This window comes from Curtobacterium ammoniigenes NBRC 101786, assembly GCF_001571045.1.
GTDB classification, from domain to species: Bacteria; Actinomycetota; Actinomycetes; order Actinomycetales; family Microbacteriaceae; genus Curtobacterium; species Curtobacterium ammoniigenes.
In genome coordinates, this window is the sequence record NZ_BCSV01000002.1 from 629,077 (window position 1) to 654,670 (window position 25,594).

24 protein-coding genes, 1 tRNA gene and 1 pseudogene are annotated in these 25,594 nt (G+C 67.4%); 14 read left to right on the forward strand and 12 right to left on the reverse strand.

All coding sequences use genetic code 11. The features are described from left to right. Window positions 1-181 precede the first annotated feature (181 nt). The 5 genes from CAM01S_RS06805 to CAM01S_RS06830 all read left to right on the forward strand — a co-directional run bounded on the left by CAM01S_RS06805 (window position 182) and on the right by CAM01S_RS06830 (window position 5,203). Window positions 182-475, forward strand: coding sequence for a DUF3263 domain-containing protein (locus CAM01S_RS06805; RefSeq protein ID WP_245631558.1), 294 nt, complete (start codon window positions 182-184; stop codon window positions 473-475). Continuing rightward, window positions 472-1,071, forward strand: coding sequence for a LytR C-terminal domain-containing protein (locus CAM01S_RS06810; protein ID WP_066518223.1), 600 nt, complete (start codon window positions 472-474; stop codon window positions 1,069-1,071). The genes CAM01S_RS06805 and CAM01S_RS06810 overlap by 4 nt, the downstream gene beginning before the upstream one ends. A 530-nt stretch (window positions 1,072-1,601) precedes the next feature. Further along, the gene (locus tag CAM01S_RS06815) at window positions 1,602-1,805 is read left to right on the forward strand and encodes a cold-shock protein (protein ID WP_066518227.1); all 204 of its coding nucleotides are present in this window, start codon (window positions 1,602-1,604) and stop codon (window positions 1,803-1,805) included. Between the two features lie 256 nt (window positions 1,806-2,061). Then, window positions 2,062-3,684, forward strand: a complete 1,623-nt coding sequence (gene groL, locus CAM01S_RS06820) for a chaperonin GroEL (protein WP_066518230.1) — start codon at window positions 2,062-2,064, stop codon at window positions 3,682-3,684. Between the two features lie 625 nt (window positions 3,685-4,309). Continuing rightward, window positions 4,310-5,203, forward strand: coding sequence for an endonuclease domain-containing protein (locus CAM01S_RS06830; protein ID WP_066518236.1), 894 nt, complete (start codon window positions 4,310-4,312; stop codon window positions 5,201-5,203). A gap of 338 nt (window positions 5,204-5,541) precedes the next feature. On the opposite strand, the gene CAM01S_RS06835 is transcribed toward CAM01S_RS06830, so the two are convergent. From CAM01S_RS06835 to CAM01S_RS06855, 5 genes are all read right to left on the reverse strand, one after another. Further along, on the reverse strand, window positions 5,542-7,224 hold the full coding sequence (locus tag CAM01S_RS06835; protein WP_066518245.1) for a sensor histidine kinase: 1,683 nt from the start codon (window positions 7,222-7,224) through the stop codon (window positions 5,542-5,544). Between the two features lie 150 nt (window positions 7,225-7,374). Next, on the reverse strand, window positions 7,375-8,070 hold the full coding sequence (locus CAM01S_RS06840) for a response regulator transcription factor (protein WP_066518248.1): 696 nt from the start codon (window positions 8,068-8,070) through the stop codon (window positions 7,375-7,377). A gap of 208 nt (window positions 8,071-8,278) precedes the next feature. After that, window positions 8,279-9,970 (reverse strand): DNA repair helicase XPB, encoded by a 1,692-nt coding sequence (locus CAM01S_RS06845; protein WP_066518256.1) that lies wholly within the window; start codon window positions 9,968-9,970, stop codon window positions 8,279-8,281. A gap of 11 nt (window positions 9,971-9,981) precedes the next feature. Then, the gene (locus tag CAM01S_RS06850; RefSeq protein ID WP_066518260.1) at window positions 9,982-11,811 is read right to left on the reverse strand and encodes a helicase-associated domain-containing protein; all 1,830 of its coding nucleotides are present in this window, start codon (window positions 11,809-11,811) and stop codon (window positions 9,982-9,984) included. 25 nt (window positions 11,812-11,836) lie between these two features. Next, entirely contained in the window at window positions 11,837-12,157 is a 321-nt protein-coding gene (locus CAM01S_RS06855; RefSeq protein WP_157071453.1) for a hypothetical protein, read from the reverse strand. 115 nt (window positions 12,158-12,272) lie between these two features. On the opposite strand from CAM01S_RS06855, the gene CAM01S_RS06860 reads away from it, so the two are divergent. Beyond that, window positions 12,273-12,650: a cold-shock protein gene (locus tag CAM01S_RS06860; RefSeq protein WP_066518264.1), complete on the forward strand. Its 378-nt coding sequence runs from the start codon at window positions 12,273-12,275 to the stop codon at window positions 12,648-12,650. Next, window positions 12,647-13,246 (forward strand): DUF3027 domain-containing protein, encoded by a 600-nt coding sequence (locus CAM01S_RS06865; protein ID WP_245631559.1) that lies wholly within the window; start codon window positions 12,647-12,649, stop codon window positions 13,244-13,246. Before CAM01S_RS06860 ends, CAM01S_RS06865 begins: the two co-directional genes overlap by 4 nt. 54 nt (window positions 13,247-13,300) lie before the next feature. Here CAM01S_RS06865 and serC read toward each other — a convergent pair whose 3' ends face one another. Continuing rightward, window positions 13,301-14,419: a phosphoserine transaminase gene (serC, locus tag CAM01S_RS06870; RefSeq protein WP_066518266.1), complete on the reverse strand. Its 1,119-nt coding sequence runs from the start codon at window positions 14,417-14,419 to the stop codon at window positions 13,301-13,303. 159 nt (window positions 14,420-14,578) lie between these two features. Here serC and CAM01S_RS06875 point away from each other — a divergent pair, with 159 nt between their 5' ends. From CAM01S_RS06875 to CAM01S_RS06885, 3 genes are all read left to right on the forward strand, one after another. Next, a complete protein-coding gene (locus CAM01S_RS06875; protein WP_066518268.1) occupies window positions 14,579-15,271 on the forward strand; it encodes an iron-dependent transcriptional repressor DtxR in 693 nt (230 codons plus the stop codon). A gap of 426 nt (window positions 15,272-15,697) precedes the next feature. Beyond that, window positions 15,698-16,903 (forward strand): C40 family peptidase, encoded by a 1,206-nt coding sequence (locus CAM01S_RS15205; RefSeq protein WP_066518270.1) that lies wholly within the window; start codon window positions 15,698-15,700, stop codon window positions 16,901-16,903. A gap of 390 nt (window positions 16,904-17,293) precedes the next feature. Further along, window positions 17,294-17,794: an HNH endonuclease gene (locus tag CAM01S_RS06885; RefSeq protein ID WP_066518273.1), complete on the forward strand. Its 501-nt coding sequence runs from the start codon at window positions 17,294-17,296 to the stop codon at window positions 17,792-17,794. Between the two features lie 88 nt (window positions 17,795-17,882). On the opposite strand, the gene CAM01S_RS06890 is transcribed toward CAM01S_RS06885, so the two are convergent. Both CAM01S_RS06890 and CAM01S_RS06895 read right to left on the reverse strand, forming a co-directional pair. After that, complete coding sequence (locus CAM01S_RS06890; protein ID WP_066518276.1) at window positions 17,883-18,410, reverse strand: hypothetical protein; 528 nt, start codon at window positions 18,408-18,410, stop codon at window positions 17,883-17,885. A gap of 355 nt (window positions 18,411-18,765) precedes the next feature. Next, window positions 18,766-19,323 (reverse strand): helix-turn-helix domain-containing protein, encoded by a 558-nt coding sequence (locus tag CAM01S_RS06895; protein WP_066518280.1) that lies wholly within the window; start codon window positions 19,321-19,323, stop codon window positions 18,766-18,768. 25 nt (window positions 19,324-19,348) lie between these two features. Between CAM01S_RS06895 and CAM01S_RS06900 the strand changes: the two genes are divergently transcribed. The 4 genes from CAM01S_RS06900 (at window position 19,349) to CAM01S_RS15075 (ending at window position 21,145) form a co-directional block, all read left to right on the forward strand. Beyond that, window positions 19,349-20,284, forward strand: coding sequence for a DMT family transporter (locus tag CAM01S_RS06900; RefSeq protein ID WP_066518283.1), 936 nt, complete (start codon window positions 19,349-19,351; stop codon window positions 20,282-20,284). Next, window positions 20,275-20,349, forward strand: a tRNA-Arg gene (locus tag CAM01S_RS06905). The genes CAM01S_RS06900 and CAM01S_RS06905 overlap by 10 nt, the downstream gene beginning before the upstream one ends. Window positions 20,350-20,488: 139 nt before the next feature. Further along, window positions 20,489-20,686, forward strand: coding sequence for a hypothetical protein (locus CAM01S_RS14640; RefSeq protein WP_157071455.1), 198 nt, complete (start codon window positions 20,489-20,491; stop codon window positions 20,684-20,686). Window positions 20,687-20,827: 141 nt separating this feature from the next. Continuing rightward, the gene (locus CAM01S_RS15075) at window positions 20,828-21,145 is read left to right on the forward strand and encodes a hypothetical protein (RefSeq protein ID WP_245631560.1); all 318 of its coding nucleotides are present in this window, start codon (window positions 20,828-20,830) and stop codon (window positions 21,143-21,145) included. Here CAM01S_RS15075 and CAM01S_RS15280 read toward each other — a convergent pair. From CAM01S_RS15280 to CAM01S_RS06935, 4 genes and pseudogenes are all read right to left on the reverse strand, one after another. After that, window positions 21,059-22,234 (reverse strand): annotated as a pseudogene (locus CAM01S_RS15280) (recombinase family protein); the annotation flags it as partial. The gene CAM01S_RS15075 and the pseudogene CAM01S_RS15280 overlap by 87 nt on opposite strands. After that, entirely contained in the window at window positions 22,209-23,045 is an 837-nt protein-coding gene (locus CAM01S_RS06925; RefSeq protein ID WP_083527811.1) for a replication-relaxation family protein, read from the reverse strand. The gene CAM01S_RS06925 and the pseudogene CAM01S_RS15280, both read right to left, overlap by 26 nt. 166 nt (window positions 23,046-23,211) lie before the next feature. Continuing rightward, window positions 23,212-25,392 (reverse strand): type IV secretory system conjugative DNA transfer family protein, encoded by a 2,181-nt coding sequence (locus CAM01S_RS06930; RefSeq protein ID WP_066518308.1) that lies wholly within the window; start codon window positions 25,390-25,392, stop codon window positions 23,212-23,214. Further along, the gene (locus CAM01S_RS06935) at window positions 25,379-25,561 is read right to left on the reverse strand and encodes a hypothetical protein (protein ID WP_066518314.1); all 183 of its coding nucleotides are present in this window, start codon (window positions 25,559-25,561) and stop codon (window positions 25,379-25,381) included. The genes CAM01S_RS06930 and CAM01S_RS06935 overlap by 14 nt, the downstream gene beginning before the upstream one ends. Window positions 25,562-25,594: the final 33 nt, after the last annotated feature.

Here is a 25,594-nt window from a genome sequence, read left to right on the forward strand (position 1 = left end):
CCGCTGTGGAGAGGAGGGCTGTCCACAGCAGGAATTCCGACCTGCCAGGAGCATGCCAGGGAGCGGCGCGCGGCCGCCCTTACTATGTGCACCACCGCGACTCCCAGTCGCGGACATCGAGTCGCCCCAGGCGTCTTGTGCAAGCTCGGACTTCTGCAACCTCAGGAACGAACGGACCGCAGTGCAACGCAATCGAACCGAAGGGGAACTGTCGGACCTCGACCGGCACATCCTCGCGTTCGAGCACGACCGGGCCCGTCACGACCGCAATAAAGAGGTCGCAATCCGACTCGAATTCGGGATGTCCCCGGCGCGGTACTACCAGGTTCTCGGGAGAGTCATCGACTCGCCTGCTGCACTGGCGCACGATCCGCAACTCGTCAAGCGACTCCAGCGCATCCGCCGATCACGGGTCGATGCGATCGCACGACGCGATGTCCCCGGGCACCCCGAACGACCAGAGAAAGCGTCATGACGAGATTTCCCCGAGACCGATTCGATGACGTCACGGACGGCCCGCGCGTCGGCGCGCACCGAAGCAGCGCGCGCAAAGGTCGCGGCTGGGCGGCATTCGGTTGGGCCGCCCTCGCAACAGCGGTCGTTGCGGCGTTGGCGATCGTGATCATGGGCGGTCTCAGCGGGTTGAACAGCGGGATCACATCGGCCGGCGCCTCAGGCGGCCCCGGAGCGTCAGCGAGCGCATCGGCGAGCGGCACAGCGAGCGCGTCCGCATCTGCCCAGGCGAGCAGCCCAAGCGCCACTCCGAGCGCACCGGCCACCGCGACGCCGTCGCAGCAAACGGCAGCCAACACCATCGAAGTGCTCAACGGGACGCGCATCACCGGGCTCGCGGCCAAGGGTGGCGCGGCACTCATCGCTGCAGGGTGGAAAGTCGCGGGCGAAGGGAACGCCGGGTCAACCGGCACCACGACCTCGGTCGTCTACTACAAAGACGCCAGCGACCTTGCGGTCGCGAACGGCGTTGCGAAGACCCTCGGCATCGCCTCCGTGCAGGCGTCGAGCGCGTTCCCGAATTCCGCAATCACCGTGGTCCTGGGCAGCGACTACTAAGCCTCCTCGGCTTCTGTTTGCCCTCGGCTTCGGCTTCGGTATCGGCGTCGGTATCGGTATCGGTATCGGTATCGGTATCGGTATCGGCATCGGCATCGGCAGGGCAGCGTGCACGATAGCGCAGCGTCCGCCGTTCCGGCATCGAGCACGGCAGCGACGGCGCCCGCGGTCGCGGTGTGACGACCGTTGCTCGTGGCGGGCTACCTCATGCTCGCGTGGTGTCGACCCCGTGCTCGCGGGGCGAGTGACGCTGTGTTCCCGGAACGCATGACCCCATGCTCAAGTCGGGAATCGGCGCGCTATGTTGCGGCCATGTTTCGAGCACATTGAGATACCGCTATTGGCGTATGAATTCGGTTGCTCGGTCTTGCTCTTGGCGGGCTTCTCATTACGATCGCAATAGGTCAGCCCAGCGATCGAAACCGACGGAACTCTGTACGCGTGACGACTCCCGGGAAATGGAACGACCCGGCGGGAGCGACACCTGGGCCTGCCGCCAGTATGAAGCAGCACCGCAGGGAGCAAGAGCAATGGCCAACGGCACGGTCAAGTGGTTCAACGCCGAAAAGGGATACGGATTCATCACCGTCGAAGGCGGAGGGCAAGACGTGTTCGTCCATTACTCCGCCATCGATATGACGGGATACAAGGTCCTCGAAGAGGGACAGGCAGTGACGTTCGACGTCGGAACCGGTTCGAAGGGACCACAGGCGGAGGCGGTCCGACCCGCGTAGGGCGAGAAGCGCCTCCAGGCAGATCTGACACGAGACGCGCGATCTTCGGATCGCGCGTCTCGGCGTTTCATCCCTCCACAGCCAACGAGTGCCGGTGGTCGTCAACACGTCATCGGGGCGAGGTTGCACTCTCCCGGTGCGAGTGCCAGAATCGCACTTGGCACTCGCTCGCGCTGAGTGCTAGACGGTTCGGGCCTCAGGTTCCGGACCTGACCACCGCGACCATGACGACGTCCGGGAGGGACGAGAAACTCACATGGCTAAGATCATTGCTTTCGACGAGGAGGCCCGCCGTGGCCTCGAGCGCGGCCTGAACACGCTGGCCGACGCCGTGAAGGTGACGCTCGGCCCGCGCGGCCGTAACGTCGTTCTCGAGAAGAAGTGGGGCGCCCCCACCATCACGAACGACGGTGTCTCCATCGCCAAGGAGATCGAGCTCGACGACCCGTACGAGAAGATCGGTGCCGAGCTCGTCAAGGAGGTCGCTAAGAAGACCGACGACGTCGCCGGTGACGGTACGACCACCGCGACGGTGCTCGCCCAGGCGCTCGTTCGTGAGGGCCTCCGCAACGTCGCCGCCGGCGCTGACCCGATCTCGCTGAAGCGCGGTATCGAGAAGGCTGTTGCCGCGGTTTCGCAGGCGCTGCTCGACAACGCCAAGGAGATCGAGACGAAGGACCAGATTGCCGCGACTGCGTCGATCTCGGCCGCCGACACCACCATTGGTGAGCTCATCGCCGAGGCGATCGACAAGGTCGGCAAGGAAGGCGTCGTCACCGTCGAGGAGTCGAACACGTTCGGCACCGAGCTCGAGCTGACCGAGGGTATGCGCTTCGACAAGGGCTACCTCTCGCAGTACTTCGTCACGGACCCGGAGCGCCAGGAGGCTGTCTTCGAGGACCCGTACATCCTGATCGTCAACTCGAAGATCTCGAACATCAAGGACCTGCTCCCGATCGTCGACAAGGTGATCCAGGCCGGCAAGCAGCTCCTCATCATCGCCGAGGACGTCGACGGGGAGGCGCTGGCCACCCTGGTCGTCAACAAGATCCGCGGCATCTTCAAGTCCGTCGCCGTCAAGGCCCCGGGCTTCGGTGACCGCCGCAAGGCCATGCTCCAGGACATCGCCATCCTCACGGGTGGTCAGGTCATCTCCGAGGAGGTCGGCCTCAAGCTCGAGAACGCGACGCTCGACCTGCTCGGTCGTGCCCGCAAGGTCGTCATCAACAAGGACGAGACCACGATCGTCGAGGGTGCCGGCGACAGCGAGCAGATCGCCGGCCGCGTGCGCCAGATCCGCGCCGAGATCGAGGCGACCGACTCCGACTACGACCGCGAGAAGCTCCAGGAGCGCCTCGCCAAGCTCGCCGGCGGCGTTGCCGTCATCAAGGCCGGTGCCGCGACCGAGGTCGAGCTCAAGGAGCGCAAGCACCGCATCGAGGACGCCGTCCGCAACGCGAAGGCAGCCGTCGAAGAGGGCATCGTCGCCGGTGGTGGCGTCGCCCTGATCCAGGCGGGCAAGACCGCGCTCGACGGGCTGCAGCTCGAGGGTGACGAGGCGACCGGTGCGAACATCGTTCGCGTCGCGATCGACGCGCCGCTCAAGCAGATCGCCCTCAACGCGGGCATGGAGCCCGGCGTTGTCGCCGCGAAGGTGCGCGAGCTCGAGGCCGGCCACGGCCTCAACGCCGCGACCGGCGAGTACGTCGACCTGATCGCCGCCGGCATCATCGACCCCGCCAAGGTGACGCGCTCCGCGCTGCAGAACGCCGCCTCCATCGCGGGCCTGTTCCTCACGACCGAAGCGGTCGTCGCGGACAAGCCCGAGAAGGCCGCGGCCGCTCCGGCCGGCGACCCGACCGGTGGCATGGACTTCTAAGTCCTGACTGCTGCTTCCCCTTCGGAAGTTCGAGGGCCCTCGTACGCTTCGGCGTGCGGGGGCCCTTCCGCGTTGCGCGGTCGGCGCCGGGTTGCTCGGGTTCGTTCAGGTTCAGCTGGTCAGGTTGTGGCGCCGCGCCGCTCAGGTTCGTCCGGTGGTGAGGTTCCTGCGCTCTGGCGCGTGTTGCGGGCAGAACGTCGCTGTCCGGTGCCACGCATCCGGCGTGTCGTGAGGGCACGCTGCCGTCGGCAGCTTCCGCTTTCGAACGCGCCGCGCCGCTCAGGTTCGGCCGGTGGTGGGGTTCCTGCGCTTGGGCGCGTGTTGCGGGCAGAACGTCGTGGTCCGGTGCCGCGCATCCGGCGTGTCGGAAGGGGCGCTGCCCTCGGCAGCGTCCGCCTTTGCACGCGCCGCGCCGCTCAGGTTCGGCCGGTGGTGGGGTTCCTGCGCTTGGGCGCGTGTTGCGGGCAGAACGTCGTGGTCCGGTGCCACGCATCCTGCGTGTCGGGGGCGCTCGTGGTCCAGCCATCGGGAACGTGCGTCCTCCACAGCATGGCCACGAGGGTCGTATCGAACCGAACTCGCTCGTCGCCCGTCACTCGGAGTCGAGATCCGCGAGTGTCGGTGTATGGGACGCGGCCTTTCGAACCTCCCCGCCGAATTTCGATACCGGCCGTTCCTCGTGCGCGACGCACTCGCCGCAGGTGTTCCCGAGGCGCGATTATCGGCGACAGACCTTTACGCGCCGGTCGCCGGGGTCAGGGTCGCGCGGAGCTTTGCACATTCAGGCAAGACGCGCGTGCTCTCCGTCGGGCTCGTTCTCGGTCGGCATCAGCGAGTCAGCGGCACTTCCGCGCTGCTCCTCCTCGGCGCTCCTCTCCCGGAAGAGCTGCAGCGCGCGGAGGCTCTCGTCAATGTGGTGAGTTGGGGCGGCGTTGCACCGCTGCGGCGTCGAGGCGTCATCGGGCGAGTCACCTCGGATGTGGGATCAATGACGGTCGATGGGGTGCAATGCAGCACGCCTTCGCTCGCCTGGTTCGAAGCTCGCCGAACGCTCACGCATGACGACCTCGTTATTGCGGGCGACTATCTCGTGCGGGAGGGCGGACCTGCTACCTGCGACGACCTGCGAGCGGCAATTCGGCCGGGCGCTGTTCAGTCTGCGCTGGCGCGTCGCGCCTTGGCCTCTGTGCGGGCGGGCGCCGAGTCGCCGATGGAGACGAAATTGCGTCTCCTGCTTGTCCGGGCGGGCATACCCGAGCCGGAACTCAACATCGACGTGCTCGATCGGCGCGGGGCGTTCCTCGGGAGGGTTGACATGCTCTGGCCCGCCTCTCGCGTCGGTCTTGAGTACGACGGGAGTTACCACTACCTCTCGCGGGCGGCTTGGGAGCGCGACCGAAAGCGGTCGAACGAGTTCGTCGCGGAGGGGTGGCGCGTCCTGCACGTCTCCGCGCAAGACGCGCGGTCCCCGGCCGACGTGATTCAGCGACTCCGGGAGCTGCTGGCTTCGGCGCCGTGAGGAGCGATGCGGGCAATGGGGGGACGCGTGCGCTACGTCGCCCTCGATTCGGGGCGCGCCACGGGGAGGCGGGCGACACGGGGACGCGGGGCGCGACACACGGGGAGGCGGGCGAGACGCGGACGCGTGGGACGCGCGGGATGGCAGCGATACGAGGATGCGGGCGACACGTCGGCCGCGATCCGCGCTGAGTCAGGTTCCGCAGGTTTGGCGCGTGTTGGAGGCGGCTTCTTGCGGTTCGGCGACAAGTGAGCGGCGTGTCGAGAGCGGCGCCGCGACTTCGCGCCCCGCTCGGGCGCGCCGCCCGTCGGGCGCGACGGCCTCCGGCCCCTTCCCGCCTACGGCGCGGTGGGCTCTGGGGCCTCCCAGCCCCTCGGCACGAGTGGCAACCACACGCGGAACGTCGCTCCGCCGCCCGGCGTGTCAATCACCTCGACGCGCCCACGGTGGGCGGCGACGATGCCGGAGACGATCGCGAGGCCGAGCCCCGAGCCTCCCGTATCGCGTGCGCGGGACGTGTCGGCCCGCCAGAACCGCTGGAAGATCTTGTCGCGGAGCTGCGGCGGAATGCCCTCGCCGTGGTCGATGACGTCGAGGTGCGCCATGTCGTTCTCCTCGTCGACGCCGATGCCGATCTCGATCGGAGCGTCGTGCTCGGTGAACCGCATCGCATTGCCCATGAGGTTCGTCACGACCTGACGGACCTTGTTCTCTTCCGCGAGGACGACCGGGGGCCGTGCCGGCAGCATCACCGCAGGCATCGGCGTGGTGGGCGGATTCGCGTCGGTGACGCCCTCGACGCTCATTGCGCGGTTGCGGCGTGCGCGAAGGCGCGCAAGCGTCTGCCCGGCGAACGCGATCGGACCCGTCGTATTCGCTGACAGTGGGGAGGCGGGGCGCGGCTCCGGCTCGGACGCGGACACGCGCTGCGGCACACCGACACCGGTGATCGCGTCTTCGAGGAGGACCTGAATCTCGCGGTCCGGGTTCGACGCCATCGTGTCCAGGGCGGAGTCGCGGGCGATCGCGACGAGGTCCACCGGCCCGAGATCCAGCGGCTTCGACTCGTCGATGCGTGCCAACTGCAGCAGATCCTGCACGAGGAGGCCCATCCGCTGCGCCTCTTTCTCGATGCGGCCCATCGCCTGGGCGACGTCCTCCTCCTTGCGGAGCGCACCCATGCGATACAGCTCCGCATAGCCGCGCAGTGACACGAGGGGCGTTCGAAGCTCGTGCGACGCGTCGCCGACGAAGCGCCGCATCTGCTCGATCGTGCGCTGACGGTCGTCGAACGCCGAGTCGATCCGCTCCAGCATCTGGTTCAACGACCGGTTCAGCCGCCCGACCTCCGTGTTCGGTGTGTCGTCGGTAAGGCGCTGCGAGTAATCGCCCGCCGCGAAACGCGCCGCCGTGTCTTCCACATCGCGCAGGGGATCGAACGTCGCCGTGACCAGCAGGCGCGTCAGCATCGCGCCGAGCAGAATCACGGAGATGCCGAACCCGAGGAAGATGACGGTGAAGCGCGCGATCGTGGCGTCGGCTCCGGACGTCGAGAACGCGACAAGCATGGTGTAGGAGGCCGGGGCTGTGGTGCCCGTCGGGTCGCTCTGCGTCACCGTCACCGCGTAGGCGCGCCACTCGCGGTCGTGGGTGGAATCCCAGACCGCAAACGCTTGGCCGCTCTGCACCCGCTCGCTGAGATCGAGCCCCTTCAGATCGGGTCGGTGCTGCCCGGGGGTCTGGCAGACGATCTTGCCGCCTTCGGCAACGACGGCGACGTACGTCGTGCTCTCGACCGCGACCGTCGGCTTGCATGAGCCGTTCGACAGCGGCTGCACACCGAGCGAGGTTGCGGTGCTCTTCACGCTCGTGTCCAACTGCCCGACCAGGTACGTGTCGAGCACCGTCATCGTGCCGAGGCCCGCCACGAGCAGCCCGAGGGTCACCAGGAGGACGGTGATCCCGGTGATCTTGGTGCGCAGGGAGATCCCGTTCCACCAGCGGCTGAGTCGTGTGTGCATGCGTTGTCAACGATAGACGGAGGCCCCGCGGGAGCGAGTGCTGCCGTGGGGCCTCCGGGAAAAGCGCGGGTTATCCCCAGCGGGGACGCGGGGACGCGGGGACGCGGGGGCTGGGGAAGCGGGACGCGGGAACCTGCGCTGTGCCTCCGGTCAGGACGCCTTCGACGCCTTCAGCATGTAACCGAAGCCGCGCTTCGTCTGGATGACCGGCTCCGCCGAGTACTGGTCGAGCTTGCGACGCAGGTAGGAGATGTAGGACTCGACGATGCCGGCATCGCCGTTGAAGTCGTACTCCCACACATGGTCGAGGATCTGCGCCTTCGACAGCACGCGGTTCGGGTTCAGCATGAGGTAACGGAGCAGCTTGAACTCGGTCGGGCTGAGTTCGATCTGCGCGTCGCCGATCGTGACCTCATGCGTGTCCTGATCCATCATGAGCTCGCCGGCGCGGATGACGGCGTCTTCTTCGTCGTTCATCGTGCGGCGGAGAATCGCCTTGATCCGGGCGACGATCTCGTCGAGCGAGAACGGTTTGGTCACGTAGTCATCGCCGCCGACAGTGAGGCCGGTGATCTTGTCCTCGGTGTCGTCTTTCGCGGTGAGGAACAGGATGGGCGACGTGTAGCCCGAGGAGCGGAGGCGTTTGGTCACGCCGAAGCCGTTCATGTCGGGGAGCATGACGTCCAGGATGATGAGATCCGGCTCTTCCTCGAGCACCGCGGAGATCGCCTGCGCCCCATTGCCGACGGCGCGCACCGCGAAGCCAGCAAAGCGAAGCGAAGTGGTGAGAAGGTCGCGGATGTTCGGCTCGTCATCGACGATGAGAATCTTGGGTCCGTCGGTCATGACCTCAGTATCTGATGGTTGTCTACGGGTTGCCTGGGAACAATCGGGATACGGACTGGAGGGGCGGCTCGGCCCCGCCGTGTACCTCCAGTTGGTTGGCGGTGCACCTGCTCAGCGAGGACGGTGCGCGGGCTTGGAAGAGGGTGCCTGCGGGTGTTCTCATGCGGCGCGAGCGCGTTGTGGTGCGGAGTGAGGCTGTCGGTGTCGCTCAGGCGGCAGCGAGCGCGTCCGCGTCGAGAATCGTGTACGCGTACCCCTGCTCGGCGAGGAACCGCTGCCGGTTCTGCGCGAAGTCCTGGTCGACGGTGTCTCTCGTGACGAGCGTGTAGAACGACGCGGGAACGCCGTCTTTATTCGGGCGGAGCAGGCGGCCGAGCCGCTGCGCCTCCTCCTGACGGGAACCGAACGATCCGGAGACTTGGATCGCGACGGTGGCATCGGGGAGGTCGACCGAGAAGTTCGCGACCTTCGACACGACGAGGACGTCGATCTCGCCGGTTCGAAACGCTTGGTATAGCCGTTCGCGCTCGTCCACCGGGGTAGCACCGGTGATCTCCGGCGCATCCAGCTGCGCCGCGAGGTCGTCGAGCTGGTCGATGTACTGGCCGATCACGAGCACCTGCTCGCCCGGGTGCTTCGCGATCAGGTCGCGAACGACCGGCGTCTTCGCCGGCGACGTTGCCGCCAGGCGGTATCGGTCGTCGTCGCTCGACGCGGCGTACTCGAGGCGATCGCTGTGCGGGAGGTCGATCCGAACCTCGTAGCAGGCGGCGGGGGAGATGTAGCCCTGGGCTTCGATCTCTTTCCATGGGGCGTCGAAGCGCTTCGGGCCGATGAGGGAGAAGACGTCGCCTTCTCGGCCGTCCTCGCGCACGAGTGTGGCGGTGAGGCCGAGTCGACGGCGCGCCTGCAGATCCGCGGTCAGCTTGAACACGGGGGCAGGCAGCAGGTGCACCTCGTCGTAGACGATGAGCCCCCAGTCGAGCGCGTCGAGCAGGGACAGGTGCGTGTACACGCCCTTCCGCTTGGCGGTGAGGATCTGGTACGTCGCGATGGTGACCGGTCGGATCTCTTTCACCGTGCCGGAGTACTCGCCGATCTCGTCCGGCGTCAGTGACGTGCGGCGCAGGAGTTCGTCGCGCCACTGCCGGGCGGACACCGTGTTCGTCACGAGGATGAGCGTCGTCGCCTTCGCGGTGGCCATGGCCCCGGCGCCGACGAGCGTCTTGCCCGCGCCGCAGGGCAGCACCACGACACCGGACCCTTGCGCGAAGAACGAATCAACGGCGGCGCGCTGGTAATCGCGCAGATGCCACTCCGACTCGTCGAGCGCGATGTCGTGCGGTTGCCCCGGGGTGTACCCGGCGAGGTCTTCTGCGGGCCAACCGATCTTGACGAGCTCCTGCTTGATCTGGCCACGGGCCCACGGCAGTAGCTCGATCGCGGTCTCTGATCGGCGTGCACCGAGGAGCGGCGCGATCCGCTTTGAGCGCGTGACTTCGGCCAGCAGGGCGGGGTCGGATGCGGTCAGCACGAGCGTCGGGAGTTGCTCGAGCGCTTCTTGCGGCGAGTTCGCGATCGCGGGGGCGTCCGCGCGATCTTCGCGTTCGATCGTCAGGCGGCCGTAGCGGGCAACCGTGTCGCGGATGTCAACGGACACGCTCTGCGGCACCGGAAACTTGGCGTACCGCTCGAGCGTGTCGATCATGGCCTCGGCGGCATGCCCGGCAGCACGCGCGTTCCAGAGACCAAGTCGCGTGATGCGGTAGGTGTGGACGTGTTCGGGTGCGCGTTCGAGCTCTGCGAACACGGCAAGCTCATGGCGAGCGTCGGCAGCCTGCGGATGCGCGACCTCGAGCAGGACCGTGCGGTCGCTCTGCACGATGAGGGGGCCATTCATTTCGTTTGAGCCTAACTGGGGCCACCGACCGTGGGTTCCGGTGTCTCCACACGAAGCACGAGCGAGAGCGGCAGTGTCCGTTCAACGTCTGCCCGGATATCCCGACCACGCACTCTGCCGCCGGCGACCGCGGTCGGCACGATCGTGAACGGCCGTTCCGTGCCATCCGGCATCGCGACCGTGAGTGTGATCGTCGATCGATCACGCACTGCGAGGTCGATCTGGCGGCCGAGCCATTCTTGTTCCGGGGGCCGGTCCGCGTGCTGAGCCGCAGCCTCCAGACGGTCGACGAGGGCGCGTGCCTGCGCGCGCGGATCGACGGGCCGCACGGCGGTGGAGGATCGCGCCGGCCGCCGCGAGTCGGTTCCAGACCCACCGATGTGCGCACGAGCCGTGCGAGCAACGACCGCTGGATAGCGCTGCGCCTCAAGCCGGGCGGCGACCGCCTCGATTGGGCTCGGGGTCGCGAGGGTCTCAAGGTCGACGCGCTGCCACCCCAGGTGCCGGAGCTCCGCGTCGACGCCGACAAGGTCGAGCTGGTCCGCGGCACCGCGGAGGAGCGCGCCGCGCCCGTCCGGGTTGTGGTCGATGACGATCGACCCGTCGCGCGCGGCGACCGCATCGACGAGGTAGCGCACCGGCTGTGGGACGTCGGTCGCGCTCAAGCGCTCCAGCGTGCTGACGATGGCGTCGTGGTCGAGCCCGGACCGCAGCGCAGCGCGCACGCTGTCGTCCGTCAGTCGATACCGGTTCGCGAGCCCAGCGGACTCGATCGTGGCGACGCGTCGAAGGGCGTCGTCATCAGCGGGATTGAGGGGGCCAGGAGCGATCACGGTCAAATCGTGCTGCAGATAGACGGACGGGACGGTGGGGGGCAGGACGGCTGTGGCGGAGGCGAGTGCAGCCTCCCGTGTGGAGGACGAGCCGCCGCGACCCGCCGCCGCCCCGACGATCACGCGCCCCGCCTCGGTCAGGAGGCCCGTGGCAAGCAGTGCGAGGTGTCTCGCGTCCGTCGCGGCCCGTTCGACGAGCTCCTGAAGCCGCGCTCCTCCCGCGGGATAGCGGTGTGCGCCGATTGTTGCGACGTGCCTCCAGTCGGCCCCGCAAGCGAGGAGCGTGTCCTGCACCGGTTCGGCGAGTGCGCGCCACCACCGCGTCACAAGCTCCACCCAGCGCTCAGGCCACGGGGCGACGAGCCACGCGCGACCGGCATCCGTGAGCGACCACGGAACGGCCGCCGCGTCCACGAGTTCGGCGGCAGCAGCGACGTCGAGCAGGGCGCTCACATCGTCGGGATCTGCGCCGAGTTCTTCGCCGAGCTGACGAGCGAGCGGCAGCCCGATCCCTCCGCGCGCGAGCTCCCGAACGCGGCCGGCCTCGGTGTTCCGGAGCAGTTCCGCGACCGTTGTGAGCATCGCGAACGCACGCTCGCCGTCGTCCTGCGGGATATCAGTGCGCAGGCGGTCGCCGCGCGCCTGAGAGTGGTTTTCCACAGCCAGATCTGACTCCACAGCGAGTTCCGGCCGGCTGCGCACGCGGGCGAGCACCGCATCGTCGACGCCATCCTCGCCGACGAGCGCCAGCGCAACGGCCGGCGCCAAGTCCGGTGAGGCGAGATCAGCGCGATGCAGCGCGGCAATCGTGGCGCGCGGCAGCCATTCGAGCGCGCGGTCGATCGACGCCTCAGACCGCAGCAGTTCCGCGAGGTCGAACAGGTCGGCGACGGAGGTCGGGCCGGCCGCGAACGCGCTCTGCGGCAGGCGCCTGCGCACGACGAGGTCGACGAGGTCGTCCGGCGGCATGCTGCGCAGTCGAGCCGCCAGGGAGGCTGCGGTCGTCATCGGCCCGCACGGTTCCGCGCGGCGATCAGCGTGACAGCCGTCCGGTGCGCGCGGACTTGCCCGCGGTTGCTCGGTTCGCTCGATTCTCGCGGCTCTTGCGAATGCCGACCACGATGAACAGCACGATCATGAGGACCATGCCGATCGGCAGTCCGATCAGCGGCAGCGTCAGCGCGAGTGGCCAGATGCCGGTGGCGGGCAGTTGGTGCATGGTGAGCCAGCCCACGATCGTGATCGCGAAGCTCAGCAGGGAGAGCCCGATGATTGCGCCGACCATGTACACCAGGATCCGTTCGGTACGATTGGATGTCGCCTGGGGGGCGGAGGGCTGAGACTGCTTGGCCACCGAGTCAGGATAGTCGACACGCCGGTCCGCCTCCAGAACGGGCCACCATAGACCAGACACGAGATCAGGCACGGACGGATCGATCGTCGCCGTCCACGAATGAGGAGTACAGCGCATGCCCACCGGCAAGGTGAAGTTCTACGACGAGCAGAAGGGGTTCGGGTTCATCGCAGGCGATGACGGCGAACAGGTCTTCCTGCACGCGTCCGCGCTGCCCGCCGGGCTCACGACCGTCAAGCCCGGAACGCGCCTGGAGTACAGCATCGTCGCAGGCAAGCGCGGCACGCAGGCGCTCTCGGTGACTGTGCTCGAGCGCGGCCCGAGCCTGTCGAAGATGAACCGTCGTTCCGCGGACGACATGGTCCCGATCGTCGAGGACCTCATCAAGCGCCTCGACGCCGTCAGCGGTGACCTGCGCCACGGCCACTACCCGAAGAACGGCGACCGTCTCGCGACGATCCTCCGCTTCGTCGCCGATCAGCTGGACGCGTGATCGTGGCCACGGACATCGTCGAGCTCGCGCGGACCGCGCTGCTTGAGATCACGCCCGAGTCGACCGTCGGTCAGATGCTCGAGACGATCGACGAGGGCGACGGTGTCCACACGATCCTGTTCGCCAACCGCATGGCCGGCTATCCGGGGTGGCGGTGGACCGTCAGCGTCGCCCAGGTGAACGGCGATGAGCCGACCGTTCTGGAGGCTGAACTCATGCCCGGCGACGGCTCGCTGCTCGCCCCGGAATGGGTTCCGTGGTCGGAACGGCTCGCTGAGTACCGAGCCGCCCAACACGAGTCCGGCGAATCCGACGCTGAGTCTGACGCGGACGAGGATGCGGAGGACGACGACGATCTCGACGACGACGACGACCTCGATGAGGACGACGAGGACTCCGACGACGAAGAAGACGAGGACGACATCGACGACGAGTCGGAGGACGACTCCGACGACGAAGGCTTCGATGACGACGACGAGTCGGACGATGACGACGACGAGTCGGACGACTCGGACGATGACGAGTCCGACGACGACGACGATCTCGACGACGACTTCGAGGACGACGACGACGACGACGACGACGAGTCGGAGTAGCTGAGGCGGAGCGCCCCGACGGCGTCAGCCCCGCCCCTACTGCGCGAACACCCCCTACTGCGCCAGCGCCGCGACCGTGTAGTCGATCGCGCCGACGAGGGCGCGCACGTCATCGGGATCGATCGCGGTGAACGTCGCGACGCGGAGCTGGTTGCGGCCGAGCTTGCGGTACGGCTCCGTGTCGACGATGCCGTTCGCGCGGAGCGTTGCAGCGACCGCCTTCGCGTCCACGGATTCGTCGAAGTCGACCGTGACGACGACCTGGGACCGGTGGTCCGGGTTGGCGACGAACGGGGTGGCGTAGTCCGACGCCTCCGCCCAGTCGTAGAGGACCGAGGACGACTCGCGGGTGCGGCCATCCGCCCAGGCGAGGCCGCCGGACTGGTTGATCCAGCGGATCTGGTCGTCGAGCAGCAGCAGCGTCGCGAGCGCCGGCGTGTTCAACGTCTGGTTGAGCCGCGAGTTGTCGACGGCCTGCTTGAGCGACAGGAACTCGGGGATGTATCGGTCGGAGGCGGCGATCCGCTCGACACGCTCCAGCGCAGCGGGGGAGAAGAGCGCCAGCCACAGGCCGCCATCGGAGGCGAAGTTCTTCTGCGGCGCGAAGTAGTAGACGTCGGCCTGGCTCGCGTCGATCAGGGCGCCGCCTGCGGCACTCGTCGCATCGACGACGGTCAGCGCGCCCGCATCGCCCTGCGCGCGAACCACGGGCGCCATCACGCCGGTGGAGGTTTCGTTGTGCGGGTACGCATATACATCGACGCCGTCGATGGGCTCGAGCTCGGCACGCGAGCCGGCGGGCGCGGAGATGACGTGGGGGGCCTCCAGCCAGGGGGCAGCGGTCGCCTTGGCGAACTTGGCGCCGAACTCGCCGAACGACAGGTTTTCAGCGCGACGCTCGACGAGGCCGAACGAAGCGGCATCCCAGAAGGCGGTGGAGCCGCCGTTGCCGAGGATGACCTCGTACCCGTCAGGGAGGCTGAACAGTGACGCCAACCCCTCACGCACGCTGCCGACGAGGTTCTTGACCGGCGCCTGGCGGTGCGAGGTACCGAGGATCGTGGCTCCGGCGGTGACCAGCGACTCGAGCTGTGCCCCGCGGATCTTCGATGGACCGCAGCCGAATCGGCCGTCGGTGGGCAGGAACTCGGCAGGGATCACGATGTCGGCCATGCGCTCGATCCTATCGATTGGGATACCAGGGAATGGAGGCTGGTCCCACCTGGTTGTGGAAGCCCGGCGCCGCTATCCACAGCCGCGCTGCGCGCGCGGAAAGCGTGTCCCCACCAAGTAGTCTTGTGCCGTTGTAGCCGGGCAAGGGAGGCGGAGCCGGTGACCGATCTTGTCGACACCACCGAGATGTATCTGCGCACCATCCTCGATCTCGAAGAAGAGTCGATCGTCCCGCTGCGCGCGCGCATCTCGGAGCGCCTCGGCCACTCCGGCCCGACGGTCTCGCAGACCATCGCCCGCATGGAACGCGACGGTCTCGTCGTCGTCTCCGGCGACCGCCATCTCGAACTCACCGACGCCGGGCGCCGCCGTGCTACCCACGTCATGCGGAAGCATCGGCTCGCGGAGCGGCTCCTCGCGGACGTGATCGGGCTCGACTGGGCGTTCGTCCACGACGAAGCCTGCCGCTGGGAGCACGTGATGAGCGAGCAGGTCGAGGTCCGCCTTGTCGAGATGCTCGACCACCCCACTGAGTCGCCCTACGGCAACCCGATCCCCGGCCTCGACGAACTCGGCGACGCGCCGGCGCCCCGCTTCATGGACGGCGTGCAGAGCATCGTGCAGGCCACCGACGGCACCGACCAGATCATCGGCGGCACGATCCGGAGGCTCGGCGAACCCGTCCAGTTCGAACCGGAACTGCTCCACCAGTTGCGCGCCTCGGGCGTGGTGCCCGGCCGCATGGCACGGGTGCAGCGCGCCGGCTCTGCTGTGTCCGTTCGCGTCGACGGTGAAGACGCCGGGATCGAACTGCCGCAGTCCGTCGCGCAGCACATCTATATCGAGGCGTAGCGCGTCGGGCTCGGCGTGAGCCGCTCGCCTCGTCCTGAACCGGCCGAATGGCCCAACGGGACGCATCCGGGGGACGCGGGTCGGGCCTCCCGGGGTACAGAAGGGCCCACATTGTGGGGTCCCCAGCGTGGTTGACCCCAACATCTGCGAAACGCCGCGCTGACCAGGCTTTCTTTACCATTCTGTTACAAATCGGCGCTGCAGGCTCGACTTGACCAATTCGTCCGCATACACTCGACGAGTCCGTTGGCCTGGAAGCGAGCCGATAGGACCCGTGGCAGGGCGTCTCGAACCCGTCCCCTGCCTGATCGGCAACGATGACAGCACGGATGGGATCACCGCGGTCGGTGGGGGCTGGCACGGTGAGCTGAGGCGCCGGAGATCACACCCTTGACCCAGACCGGTACCCCCACGGACGAGCAGCCCGTGACCACGCCACCCACCCTGAGCAGCACCGACGGCGTCCCCACGACCCGCCGCGCACGCCGCGAAGCCGAAGCCCTCGCCGCCAAGAACGCCCGCCGTGGCATGTTCCACCGCGGGACGGGAGATCAGGCTCGTCCCGCGGTGCCGACCTCCGCCAACACGGTCGCCCCGCAGTCGCCGAACGTCGTCGCCAGCGCGCCCGCCGGAACCGCGGCCGAGTCCGCACCGGTCGCCCCCGCTTCCGCTGCTGCCACCCCGGCTCCTGCTGCCGCCGCACCCGCCCTCGCAACTCCTGCCGCCGCCACCCCCGCGGCGCCCGCCCCGGCGGCACACGCCCCGGTCGCTCGCGCCGCCGCGTCCGCTCCGACGCGCCCGACTCCGGCGCCATCCTCGCTGTCGCGCAACAACCCGACGACGGGCCCGATCACGCGTGCCGGGTTCGCTGCGCTTGGTTCGGCTGCTGTCGCCGCACCGGCGAAGCCCGCCCGTCGGACGGGTGGAATGCGCCGCAAGGTCCTCCCGGCCGTGGTCGTCACGCTGACCGCCGGCATCTTCGGGTCGATGACGCTTCCCGCGTTCGCTGCTCCGTCTGACGCGACGAAGCTTTCGGCTGCGGCGCAGAACCTGACCACGCCCGCGAGTCAGTCCCTGACCGTGTCGGATGTCGCCGCGATCTCGGACACGAACCGCGACGGATACACGACCACGCTGCCCGCACCCAAGGTGGTCGCGAAGCCGGCAGCCGCTTCCGTGGCCTCCGCCGCGAGCATCGAGCAGGCTCGCGCTGCAACCGCCGCCACGTACGCGGCGTACAGCGGCCCGACCGCCGCGCAGCTCGCTGCGGCGCCGAAGTACCCGAGCTTCTCGCTGGCGCAGGTCGTCGCTGTCGCGAAGCAGTACATCGGCACCCCGTATGTGTTCGGCGGCGCGACCCCCGCTGGCTTCGACTGCTCCGGCTACGTCATGTACGTGTACGCGCAGTTCGGCATCAAGCTGCAGCACTCGGTGCCGCTCCAGGATGCGGTCGGCACCACGATTCCCGTGTCGCAGGCGCAGCCCGGTGACGTCGTGATCTTCGACAACGAGGGCCACGAAGGCTTCTACATGGGCAACGGCGAGATCATGGACGCGCCGAGCCCCGGAGGCCGCGTCTCGATCCGCCCGATCTGGAACCAGCCGTACCACATCGTTCGCTTCGGCATCTGACGCGTCGGCTGCTGCTCAAGGTACGTCTGCACCCACATCCGGAGCCGCAGCCGCAGCCGCCCCTGTCCAATCGGTGAACCTTTCCGGAACCGGCCCCGCACATGTTCGTGCGGGGCCGGTTTGTGGGTTAGCCTGTCCGCATCGGTCCGCCCGGCCCGAACAGGAGACCTTATGTCAGCGTTCCGCACGACCCGCACCATGGGTCGGCGCGCGTTCGTCGACATATGGTCGACGACGATCTGCGTGCCCAGCACGCGCCTCCGATAACGAGCACTGCCCTGCGGGGTGGTGCTTTTTTCGTATCAGGACCGTCGTCGGCCTGCTCGAGCAGAGCGTTCCGAGTGCAACGTCGCCGCCTGGAAGCCGTCCAGGCACGTCGGAAGGAACCCCATGCGCACGCTCGTCCTCAACGCCGGCTACGAACCCCTCGCGGTGATCTCGTTCCGAAGGGCACTGATCCTCGTCCTGAATCACAAGGCGACAGTGATCGCCTCCGATCCGGAGCACCCGGTCGTCGGCGTGCGGGAGGACGTGGCATTCGACCGCCCCTCGGTCATCGTGCTGAGTCGATACGTGCGGATCCCGCAGTCGCGGCTCGTGCCCGTGTCGCGGCGCGGGGTGCTGCGGAGGGACGCGAACCGCTGCGCCTACTGCGACCGCCACGCGACCACGATCGATCACGTGATGCCGAAGTCGCGTGGAGGCCAGGACTCGTGGGAGAACCTCGTCGCCTGCTGCCTCGCATGCAACAACATCAAGGGCGACCGCACCCCGCACGAGATGGGCTGGACGCTCCGGTTCCGCCCGAAAGCCCCGCACGGCACAGCGTGGATCGTCCGCGGAGTGGAGCGGCCGCAGCCCGACTGGGACGAGTACCTGGTGGCCGCGTAGCGGGTCGGCCGGGAGGCGCCGTGCGGCTCCGGCGCCCATCTGCATGCCGCCTGCTCTTCGAAGCGCAGAGACCGGCGCGGGCCGGGAATCAGAGGAAGGCGTTGCCTTCGGCGATGAACTCACGCTTCCGCCCCGCGACTTCCGTCACCCGTTCGCCTTCACGGACATACCGTTCGGCGTCGTGGCTGAAGTAGCCGACGATGGTTGCGACCATGTCGACAATGCGATCAAGGCGCACCTTGAAGATGGGCTCGTGGTGTGCGACTCGGTTGCGGATGTCCTTGAGCTCCTTCAGCTGACTGTGAAGGTGCTTGCGGCTGCCGTTGTAGAGCGGAAACGCCTTCTGCAAGCGTGGCCGCCAGAGATTTCCCTCATAGTTGTGGAGCGGATGCCTTGCTCGCCCCTCTGAGAGCAGGCCCGTCCAAAGGCCCATGCTCGTTGCTGCGACGACGTCGTCGGCGGTGGGGGCGGCGCGACCGCGGAGAGCGAGGCTTGACTTGGCCTCGTCGATACCGCGACGTTCGCTCGGAAGCAAGACATCCCACAGACACTGGTCGTTCCACCAGTCGGGCCTGCTCGTTCGTTCGGCGAGTTGCTCGTGGAGAGCGTTGCGCACAGTGACCTCCAGGATCCCCAGAGGTCCCCATAACGCCGACGATAGCGCCGAGTTCCAGGCGTAGAGACGGAGCGCAAGATCAGCGCGATTTGGGTAGTTCGAGAGGTATGGGCGGAAACGGGCCGGGCTGAGCACCCTTTGTACGTCGGGAACCTGCGCCGGGTCGATCAGAGTCACCCGGAAAAGACTAGGGCCCCGGGGGGCCGGTCTTTCGACCGGATAGTCCCGGGGCGTTACGACGTCCATGGTAGTCCAGATCGCGAGTCACCGGGGCACGGTTGTTGCGCCGTTAGTACCCCCGCCGCGGTCGGACCCCGAGCCATGGCCGCATAGCGGGCCGGCCGGGAGGCTCCCCTTACGACACGACGACCCGCACGAACCGCACGATGGTCGCCCCCGCGTTCGCGTAGGAGTACTGCTGTGCGCTTGAGTAGGTGACGTGGTCGCCGGCGGCGAGCACGCTCGTCCCGTCGTCGCGCGCGACGGTGAGTTCGCCCTCGGTGACGAGGATCATCTCGTGCCACCCGTCCGGATCCGGCTCGGCGTCGTATCGCTCGCCCGGCGCGAGCGACCACGACCACAGCTGCGCCTCGGTCCGCGCGGGTGCCGCGCCGAGCAGCAACGCAAGGCTCGCGGGGTCTGCTCCGCGCCACGCGACCTCGTTGATCGCCGCCGGCTCCGCGGTCGGGGCGGCGACGAGCGCCACGAACGAGGTGTCGAGTGCATCAGCGAGCCGATCGAGACCGGAGAGGCTGATGTTGGCCTCCCCAGCTTCCAGGCTGATGACGGTGCGGCGGCTGATGCCGGCACGTTCGGCCAGGTCCTTCTGGCTGAGTCCGAGCGTGATGCGGTGCCGCCGGACGTTGTCCGCGACGTGCGCCAGGACGCGGGGGGCCTCAGGTTGCGAGTGCATTATCCTGCACCTTATCCTGTGCAGGATGTTGCACTCGTCTCCCTCTCGCCGCACCGCCATCCGGGTCACGCGCCCGGAGTGGGCGCTGATCGCGATCACGGCCCTGTGGGGTGCGACGTTCCTGATCGTGCACGATGCGATGCGGTACTCGGGTCCGCAGTTCTTCGTCGGTGTGCGGTTCGTGACGGCGGGGATCTTCGCGGCGGTGCTGTTCCGGAAGTCGCTGCGCGGCATGCGCCCGATCGAGCTCGGCGCGGGCGCTGTCATCGGCGTGATGATCTTCTTCGGCTACGGCCTGCAGACGTTCGGGTTGCAGACGATCAGTTCGAGCGAGTCGGCGTTCATCACCGCGTTCTACGTGCCGCTGGTGCCGTTGCTGCAGCTGGTGTTCCTCCGGAAGCGCCCGCATCGCATGGCGGTCCTCGGCATCGTGCTCGCGTTCGTGGGGCTGCTCCTGCTCGCTGGTCCGTCGGCGTGGAGGATCGGGCTCGGCCCCGGCGAGACCGCCACCTTGCTGAGCACCCTCGCGATCGCGGGGGAGATCATCCTCATCAGCCGATTCGCTGGCCGGGTCGACCTGGCGCGGGTGACCGTCGTGCAACTCCTCGTCGGGGGCTTGCTCGCGTTCGCCACCATGCCACTCACCGGGGAGGCTGTTCCCCCCTTCTCCTGGGCCTGGCTCGTCCCAGCCGCCGGACTCGGCATCGCGAGCGCGATCATCCAGCTCACGATGAACTGGGCACAGCAGTCGGTGTCGCCCACGAGGGCGACCGTCATCTATGCGGCGGAACCTGTGTGGGCGGGAATCGTCGGCGCCGTCGCCGGTGACCGCCTCGCCGGAGCTGCGATCGCCGGTGCAGTGCTCATCGTCGCCGGCGTGATCGTCAGCGAACTCCGCCTCCCCGGATCCGACCCGGAGGCCGTGGAGCGCCCGGTAGACTCGCAGCGCCTGCCTCTGTAGCTCAATGGAAGAGCAGTTCCGTCCTAAGGAAAGGGTTGGGGGTTCGAGTCCCTCCAGGGGCACCAAGAGGTTGCTACCAAAACAAATCCCTGAAAAAACGCGGGGATGAGGGCCGGTAGAACCAGACGAACTGATTGCCAGAGCGGCACGACCTTTCGAGGATGTGCCGCTCTTTGATTTCCCGGCCGTCCGAGTCTGTGCGACGTGATGTTCGGTGGCGAGCCGGACCTCGGGGCTGGTGATGGTGGCGAAGGGTTCGAGCATCTCGGCCTTCGTGCTGCCGTCGTTGAAGACCAGGATGTGCTCGAAGAACACCTGGTTCATGAGCTTGCGGATGTGGTCGGGCGCAAGCCGGTAGGCCTTCGGGCAGTTCTCGAGCAGGTCGAGAGCCAGCTTCATTGAGCCGTCGACCCTGTCGAGGTCGGCGGTGTATCGCTCGACCTGACGGGTGTTCTCGCGGAGCGCAGAGGCGATCCGGTCCTGCTCCTTCTTGAGCAGGTCGAGCGGGATTGCGTCCGCGTAGTGCGCCTGGAGGACCCGCTCTTGCTCTCGCTCGAGCTTCTCGCGTTCGGAGTTCAGGTGCTTCAACGCTCGGTCGACCTCGGCACGGCTGTCGCGGAACTCGAGCTCGATCATTGCCTCGACCTTTGCACGGAACTCGGGCGTGATGAGTCGGGTGAGTTCGGCGTAATGATTCTCGGCGCGGACCTCAGTCTCGTCGATGAGGACGGCCTTCAGCTCGCACCCGTTCTTCTTGCCGAAGCGCCCGTTGCAGATGAAATAGGGGTAGAGCGTGCCCTTGCTGTTGCGGGTCATTTGCACGATCAGGCGGGAGCCGCAGATCCCGCAACGGAGCGTTGACTTCAGGTAATGATCGTGGGTGCGGCGACGCTCGCCAACTCGCCGTGATGCGAGCACCTGCTGCACGAGCTGGAAGGTCTCGTCGTCGATGATCGCCGGGTGGCGTCCGGGGTAGGTGACGCCTTGGAAGGTGACGACGCCGGTGTAGTAGGGCTTGGTCAACAACTTCTGGAGTCCGTTCTCGTCGAGCACCTTGCTCGGCACGTTCGGTGTCTTGAGCGTGCGAAGTCCGCGAGCGGCCAATTCGTCGGCGATCGACTTCAGCCCACGCTCGCCTTTTGCGTATTCGTTGAAGGCCCACTGGATCAGGGGAGCGCGCTCTGGGTCGAGGATGACCGTGCGAGCCTCCCGACCGTCTTCGCCCATCTGCGAGGTGTTCCGGTAGCCGAGCGGAGCCCGGCCGATCGTGCCGCCACGTTGAGCCTTCTGACTCATGCCCTTGACGACTTCGTTAGCGAGGTTGCGAGAGTAGAACTCGGCGATCGAGGCCATGATGCCGTGCAGCAGCATTCCGGACGGCGACTGGTCGATCGACTCGGTCGTCGACACCAGGGCCACGCCCGCGTCGGTCAAGGCGCGGTTTATCTCGACGTCATCCTCGCGGTTGCGCGCCAGGCGGTCGACCTTGTGGACGATGACGTAGTCCACGTCGTTGTTGCGGATGTAGTGGAGCATCCGTTGCAACTCGGGCCGGTTCGCTGAGCGGGCCGACTCACCGCGGTCGACGAATTCCTTGACGATGAATGCGCCAAGCGATTGCGCCTTCTTTCGGTTGGCGTCACGCTGCGCTGGGATCGAGAAGCCCTCGGCCTCGTCGCCGCGCTCCGCTTGCCGCTTGGTGCTCACGCGGAGGTAGCTCACCGCCGCCTTTGGTGTCAGGGCGTCGGCGATCGCGCCGAGCGGATTGATGTTATTGGTGGCGACAGCTGGGTCCATATGGGGGGTTTCTCCGATTACGTCCTCCTGATTGACGCTCTTCTCGCCAGAAGAATCCAGTCCGAAGTCGCCCGGCATCTCGGGCATCGGGGGTCGAGGTGTGGAAAACTCCAGCGGGTCGTGATCGTCAGGCCGGGGCATCGAAGCCGCCATTTCGGTTACTGAACTCGGCCGCGCCCAGGGCGATCAACTCGCCCAAGGAGGTCGTCGTAACGACCGTGAAGAGCCGGCCGTCGATCCGGCGCTCCTCGCGTAGCCGTGCGCGTAACTGGTCGCGTCGACGAAGGTTTGGCACGACCCAGACCACGGCGGGGAAGATTCCGGTCTGCGCTTGCTCGCGGCCGGTGTGCCGGTAGTCCTGGTACTGCAGGCACTTCCGGACGATCCGGCCGGGTGGCTCGGTTGACCGGTCCACCTCGAGGAACCAGGCATCCTCATACCCGCCTGACGTTGTGACGAGCGCGAGGTCCGGCTTCAGCCGCACGGTTGCGCCCGATCGGTCGAGATACGGCCGCCACGCCGCCGGTTCCAGTTCGACGCGCGACACGGCCACGTCGTGCGCGGCAGCGGCATCGTTCAGATCGAGGACGACCTCGGCCACTGCCAGGGTGTGCTCGAGGAACGTCACTCCCGGCTCGATGGCTCGCAGCCGCGAAGCCCGAGTCTCACTATCGCGCCAGGCGAGGAGTCGATTCGCGGTCTCAGTGAGCTGCCAGACCTTGCCGCTCGACCCGGCCCTCACTCCACCGATACGTCGGTCGAGCTCCCGCACCAGTCCGAGCTGTCGGAGGCGGCCGAGGGCTAGGTTCGCCGTTCGAGGAATCGTCTTCACGTTCGCGGCAAGGCCGAAGTGGAGCCGAGCGATCTGCCGCGTCAGCAGGTAGCGGTACTCGTCGACCGACCGAAGAATCAACCAATCCCGATCAGATAGGCGGCTACTTAGAGTCTCGTAGAGCGCGCTCATCGCAGTTCTCCAGAGGCAAGGCCGATGATGCCGAGTGGGCAGTAAGCGGCAGGAACGATCGGGAATCGGATCGGAGTCTTATCCCTGATCCCGCACAGTTCGCCGCTATTGCTGGACAAATGGCGCGAGCAAGTCGTCGCGATCTGAAGCCCGATCTGAAGGCCGCTCATCGCTGACCTCCCGTGGCCTTACGGCGGCCGATCGGCTCGTCGCCATCCGGTTTCGGTGTCGCCTCCCGGTCCAGGCCGATAGCTGCCAGGACTTCGCGCTCAACATCCTTCGCGTTCTGTCCGTAGGAGTCGGCGGAGCGCATTCGCAGTTCCACCGGATCTCGCACTGGCGGCTCGGACGGTAGTGTCCGGGCGGAGAACCAGCCGGTGGCGTGCCCGTCCTGGATGAGGCTCGCGTAGACGCCGAAGCGCGGCAGCAGTGTGAAGTCCTCCCGGTCCAGTCCGGTGGCTTGCTTTGCGAGGTCGGCCGCGTCATCGCCGTTCAGTCCGAAGATGACCTTGTTCCGTGCATTGGCATCGATGCCCGCGAGCGTCGGTGCGGGAATCTGCCTGCGGTACTGGTGGGCGAGGGCAAAACCGACGCCGAGACCGCGCGCCTGGCTGAGGGCGTCATCGAGGTTGTCATAGGCGGAGACGTAGTCCTGCACCTCGTCGATGAAGACGTTGACGATGTGGCGCTGCTCCGGCGACAGCGAGGTGCGCGCCAGGATGAGCGGCCAGACCTGTCCAACGATGAGCGAGCCGAGCAACTTAGCCGATTCCGCGCCCAACGTGCCCTTGTTGAGCGACACCAGGACGATGCGCCGATGGGTGAACAAATCCGAGAAGTCGAACGTTGGGTTCGCTTGGCCGAGCACGGCGCGGAGTTGCGGGCGCATCAGGAACTGACGAAGTCGGGTCATCGCGGGCGCGATCACCTGAGCACGCTGCGGATCGCTCATCGCCTCGTAGCTATTCCAGAACGACTCGAGGCCGAGCGGGTCGTGGACGTGCTTCATCGCCTTGTGGCGGAAGCGGTCGTCCGTCAGGAGCGACGGCAGCATCACCAACGTTGCGCCGTCGTAATGGGAGAGCGTCGTCAGCGCCGAGGCGAGTACCTCGTTGGTGCGCGGCCCCCAGGCTTCGCCGGACAGCTCGCGGAAGATCGCGAGCATCGAGTCGGCGGTCACGCCCGGGTTCCGGAGGCCCTTCTTCAGGGGATTGAACCCCACTGGGCGATCCGACGTCGGATCGATCACCACCACGTCGTTAGTGCGCGAGTCAGGGATACGAGCCAACACGTCGTTGACCAGGTCGCCCTTCGGGTCGATCACCAGGACGCTGCGCCCGGCATGCACGGCCGAGAGAATCTGGGCGAGCATCGCCGTCGACTTTCCCGACGAGGTCGGACCGAGGTAGAGGGTGTGCTGCAAGCTGTCGCGCGGCTCGATGCCGACCTGGACGATCTCACCGGGTGCGGTCGTCTCGGCGAACGGACGCCTCGATGCCTGAAGCAGCGGCGGTGGCGGTAGGACTCGAGGATGAGCGCTCGGGTGTCCGGGCAGGCTGGCGTCTACATCCTTGTCGATCGGCCACGCCAATAGCCCGACAAGTTCGCGCGCCGAGAGGTGGAGCAGCCAGCTCCACGGGCGGGCTGCGTGCTCGAGTTTGCTCGGGTTCTCGACCGTGAAGTGGATTTGCACGCCAGCGGCCTCAGCGACACGGACGCCGGCGAGCACGGCCGTGATGAGTTCGCGTTCCCGGGCGATCGTCTTGCCGGTCACGCCGATGCGTATCGTCGCCTTGAAGCCGTGCGAGCTCACCCGGTTCTTCAGGCTCGCGCGGGTATCGTGTGTCGCCGCTTGCCTGCCTCGGGTCAGGAGATCGAACCACGATTCGGTCGGGTTCGCCGCACGGTCCGGCACGAACTGTGGTGAGAGTCGGCCGCCCAGCACTACTTGGAGGACCAGCTCGTCGGCGTCGTCCTTCGCCATCGCGAGCCCGGCGAGGATCGCTCGGGAGATAGCGGTCACCCGTTCGACGTTCAGGGCCAGCGAGTGGTGACTGACCGTGACGTGCCCGGCGACGGTCATACGCTGGCGCTCCGAGACCCTCGCTTCGTGGAGCCGCACGCCGGGCACGAGCGAGCCGAGGAGCAGTGTCATGTTCCTGGTGTGACCGGGGCGGGTGCCGACGAGGTACCGGACCTCACCCTGCGAGGCGCGGGCCTCGAAGACCAGTTCGCCCAGCTGCCGGTCGGCCGCGATTCGGTTCAGGAGCTCCAGAGCCGTGTCGGGGTCGAACGGGCGCGGCCACCAGACCTGCCGCCATACCCACGCCTGCTTAGGCCGCGTCATCGGAGTTCTCCTTGTCGGCCGACTTGAGTTGCACCCCTGCCAAGGCGAGTAGGGCGCGGGCCAGTTTGCGGATGTCGGGCTGTTCGTTCGGGACGGCCACTGTGCGGAAGTCCTGCGACCCTGCGGGTCGCCCCCGACTTCGCTTGTTCGTGTTGATGTCGTTGTTCATCGTCGGTGCCCTCCCTCCCGCGTGTACTTGCCC

Bases quoted from the DNA above. Each gene is read 5' to 3' on its own strand.
- CAM01S_RS06895 (WP_066518280.1), bottom strand. From the start codon at position 19,323: ATGCACTCGCAACCTGAGGCCCCCCGCGTCCTGGCGCACGTCGCGGAC.
- CAM01S_RS06860 (WP_066518264.1), top strand. From the start codon at position 12,273: ATGCCCACCGGCAAGGTGAAGTTCTACGACGAGCAGAAGGGGTTCGGG.
- CAM01S_RS06930 (WP_066518308.1), bottom strand. From the start codon at position 25,392: ATGACGCGGCCTAAGCAGGCGTGGGTATGGCGGCAGGTCTGGTGGCCG.
- CAM01S_RS06810 (WP_066518223.1), top strand. From the start codon at position 472: ATGACGAGATTTCCCCGAGACCGATTCGATGACGTCACGGACGGCCCG.
- CAM01S_RS06850 (WP_066518260.1), bottom strand. From the start codon at position 11,811: ATGACGACCGCAGCCTCCCTGGCGGCTCGACTGCGCAGCATGCCGCCG.
- CAM01S_RS06845 (WP_066518256.1), bottom strand. From the start codon at position 9,970: ATGAATGGCCCCCTCATCGTGCAGAGCGACCGCACGGTCCTGCTCGAG.
- CAM01S_RS06935 (WP_066518314.1), bottom strand. From the start codon at position 25,561: ATGAACAACGACATCAACACGAACAAGCGAAGTCGGGGGCGACCCGCA.
- CAM01S_RS06815 (WP_066518227.1), top strand. From the start codon at position 1,602: ATGGCCAACGGCACGGTCAAGTGGTTCAACGCCGAAAAGGGATACGGA.
- groL (WP_066518230.1), top strand. From the start codon at position 2,062: ATGGCTAAGATCATTGCTTTCGACGAGGAGGCCCGCCGTGGCCTCGAG.
- CAM01S_RS06840 (WP_066518248.1), bottom strand. From the start codon at position 8,070: ATGACCGACGGACCCAAGATTCTCATCGTCGATGACGAGCCGAACATC.
- CAM01S_RS06885 (WP_066518273.1), top strand. From the start codon at position 17,294: ATGCGCACGCTCGTCCTCAACGCCGGCTACGAACCCCTCGCGGTGATC.
- CAM01S_RS06830 (WP_066518236.1), top strand. From the start codon at position 4,310: ATGGGACGCGGCCTTTCGAACCTCCCCGCCGAATTTCGATACCGGCCG.
- CAM01S_RS06925 (WP_083527811.1), bottom strand. From the start codon at position 23,045: ATGAGCGCGCTCTACGAGACTCTAAGTAGCCGCCTATCTGATCGGGAT.
- CAM01S_RS06900 (WP_066518283.1), top strand. From the start codon at position 19,349: ATGTTGCACTCGTCTCCCTCTCGCCGCACCGCCATCCGGGTCACGCGC.
- CAM01S_RS06835 (WP_066518245.1), bottom strand. From the start codon at position 7,224: ATGCACACACGACTCAGCCGCTGGTGGAACGGGATCTCCCTGCGCACC.
- serC (WP_066518266.1), bottom strand. From the start codon at position 14,419: ATGGCCGACATCGTGATCCCTGCCGAGTTCCTGCCCACCGACGGCCGA.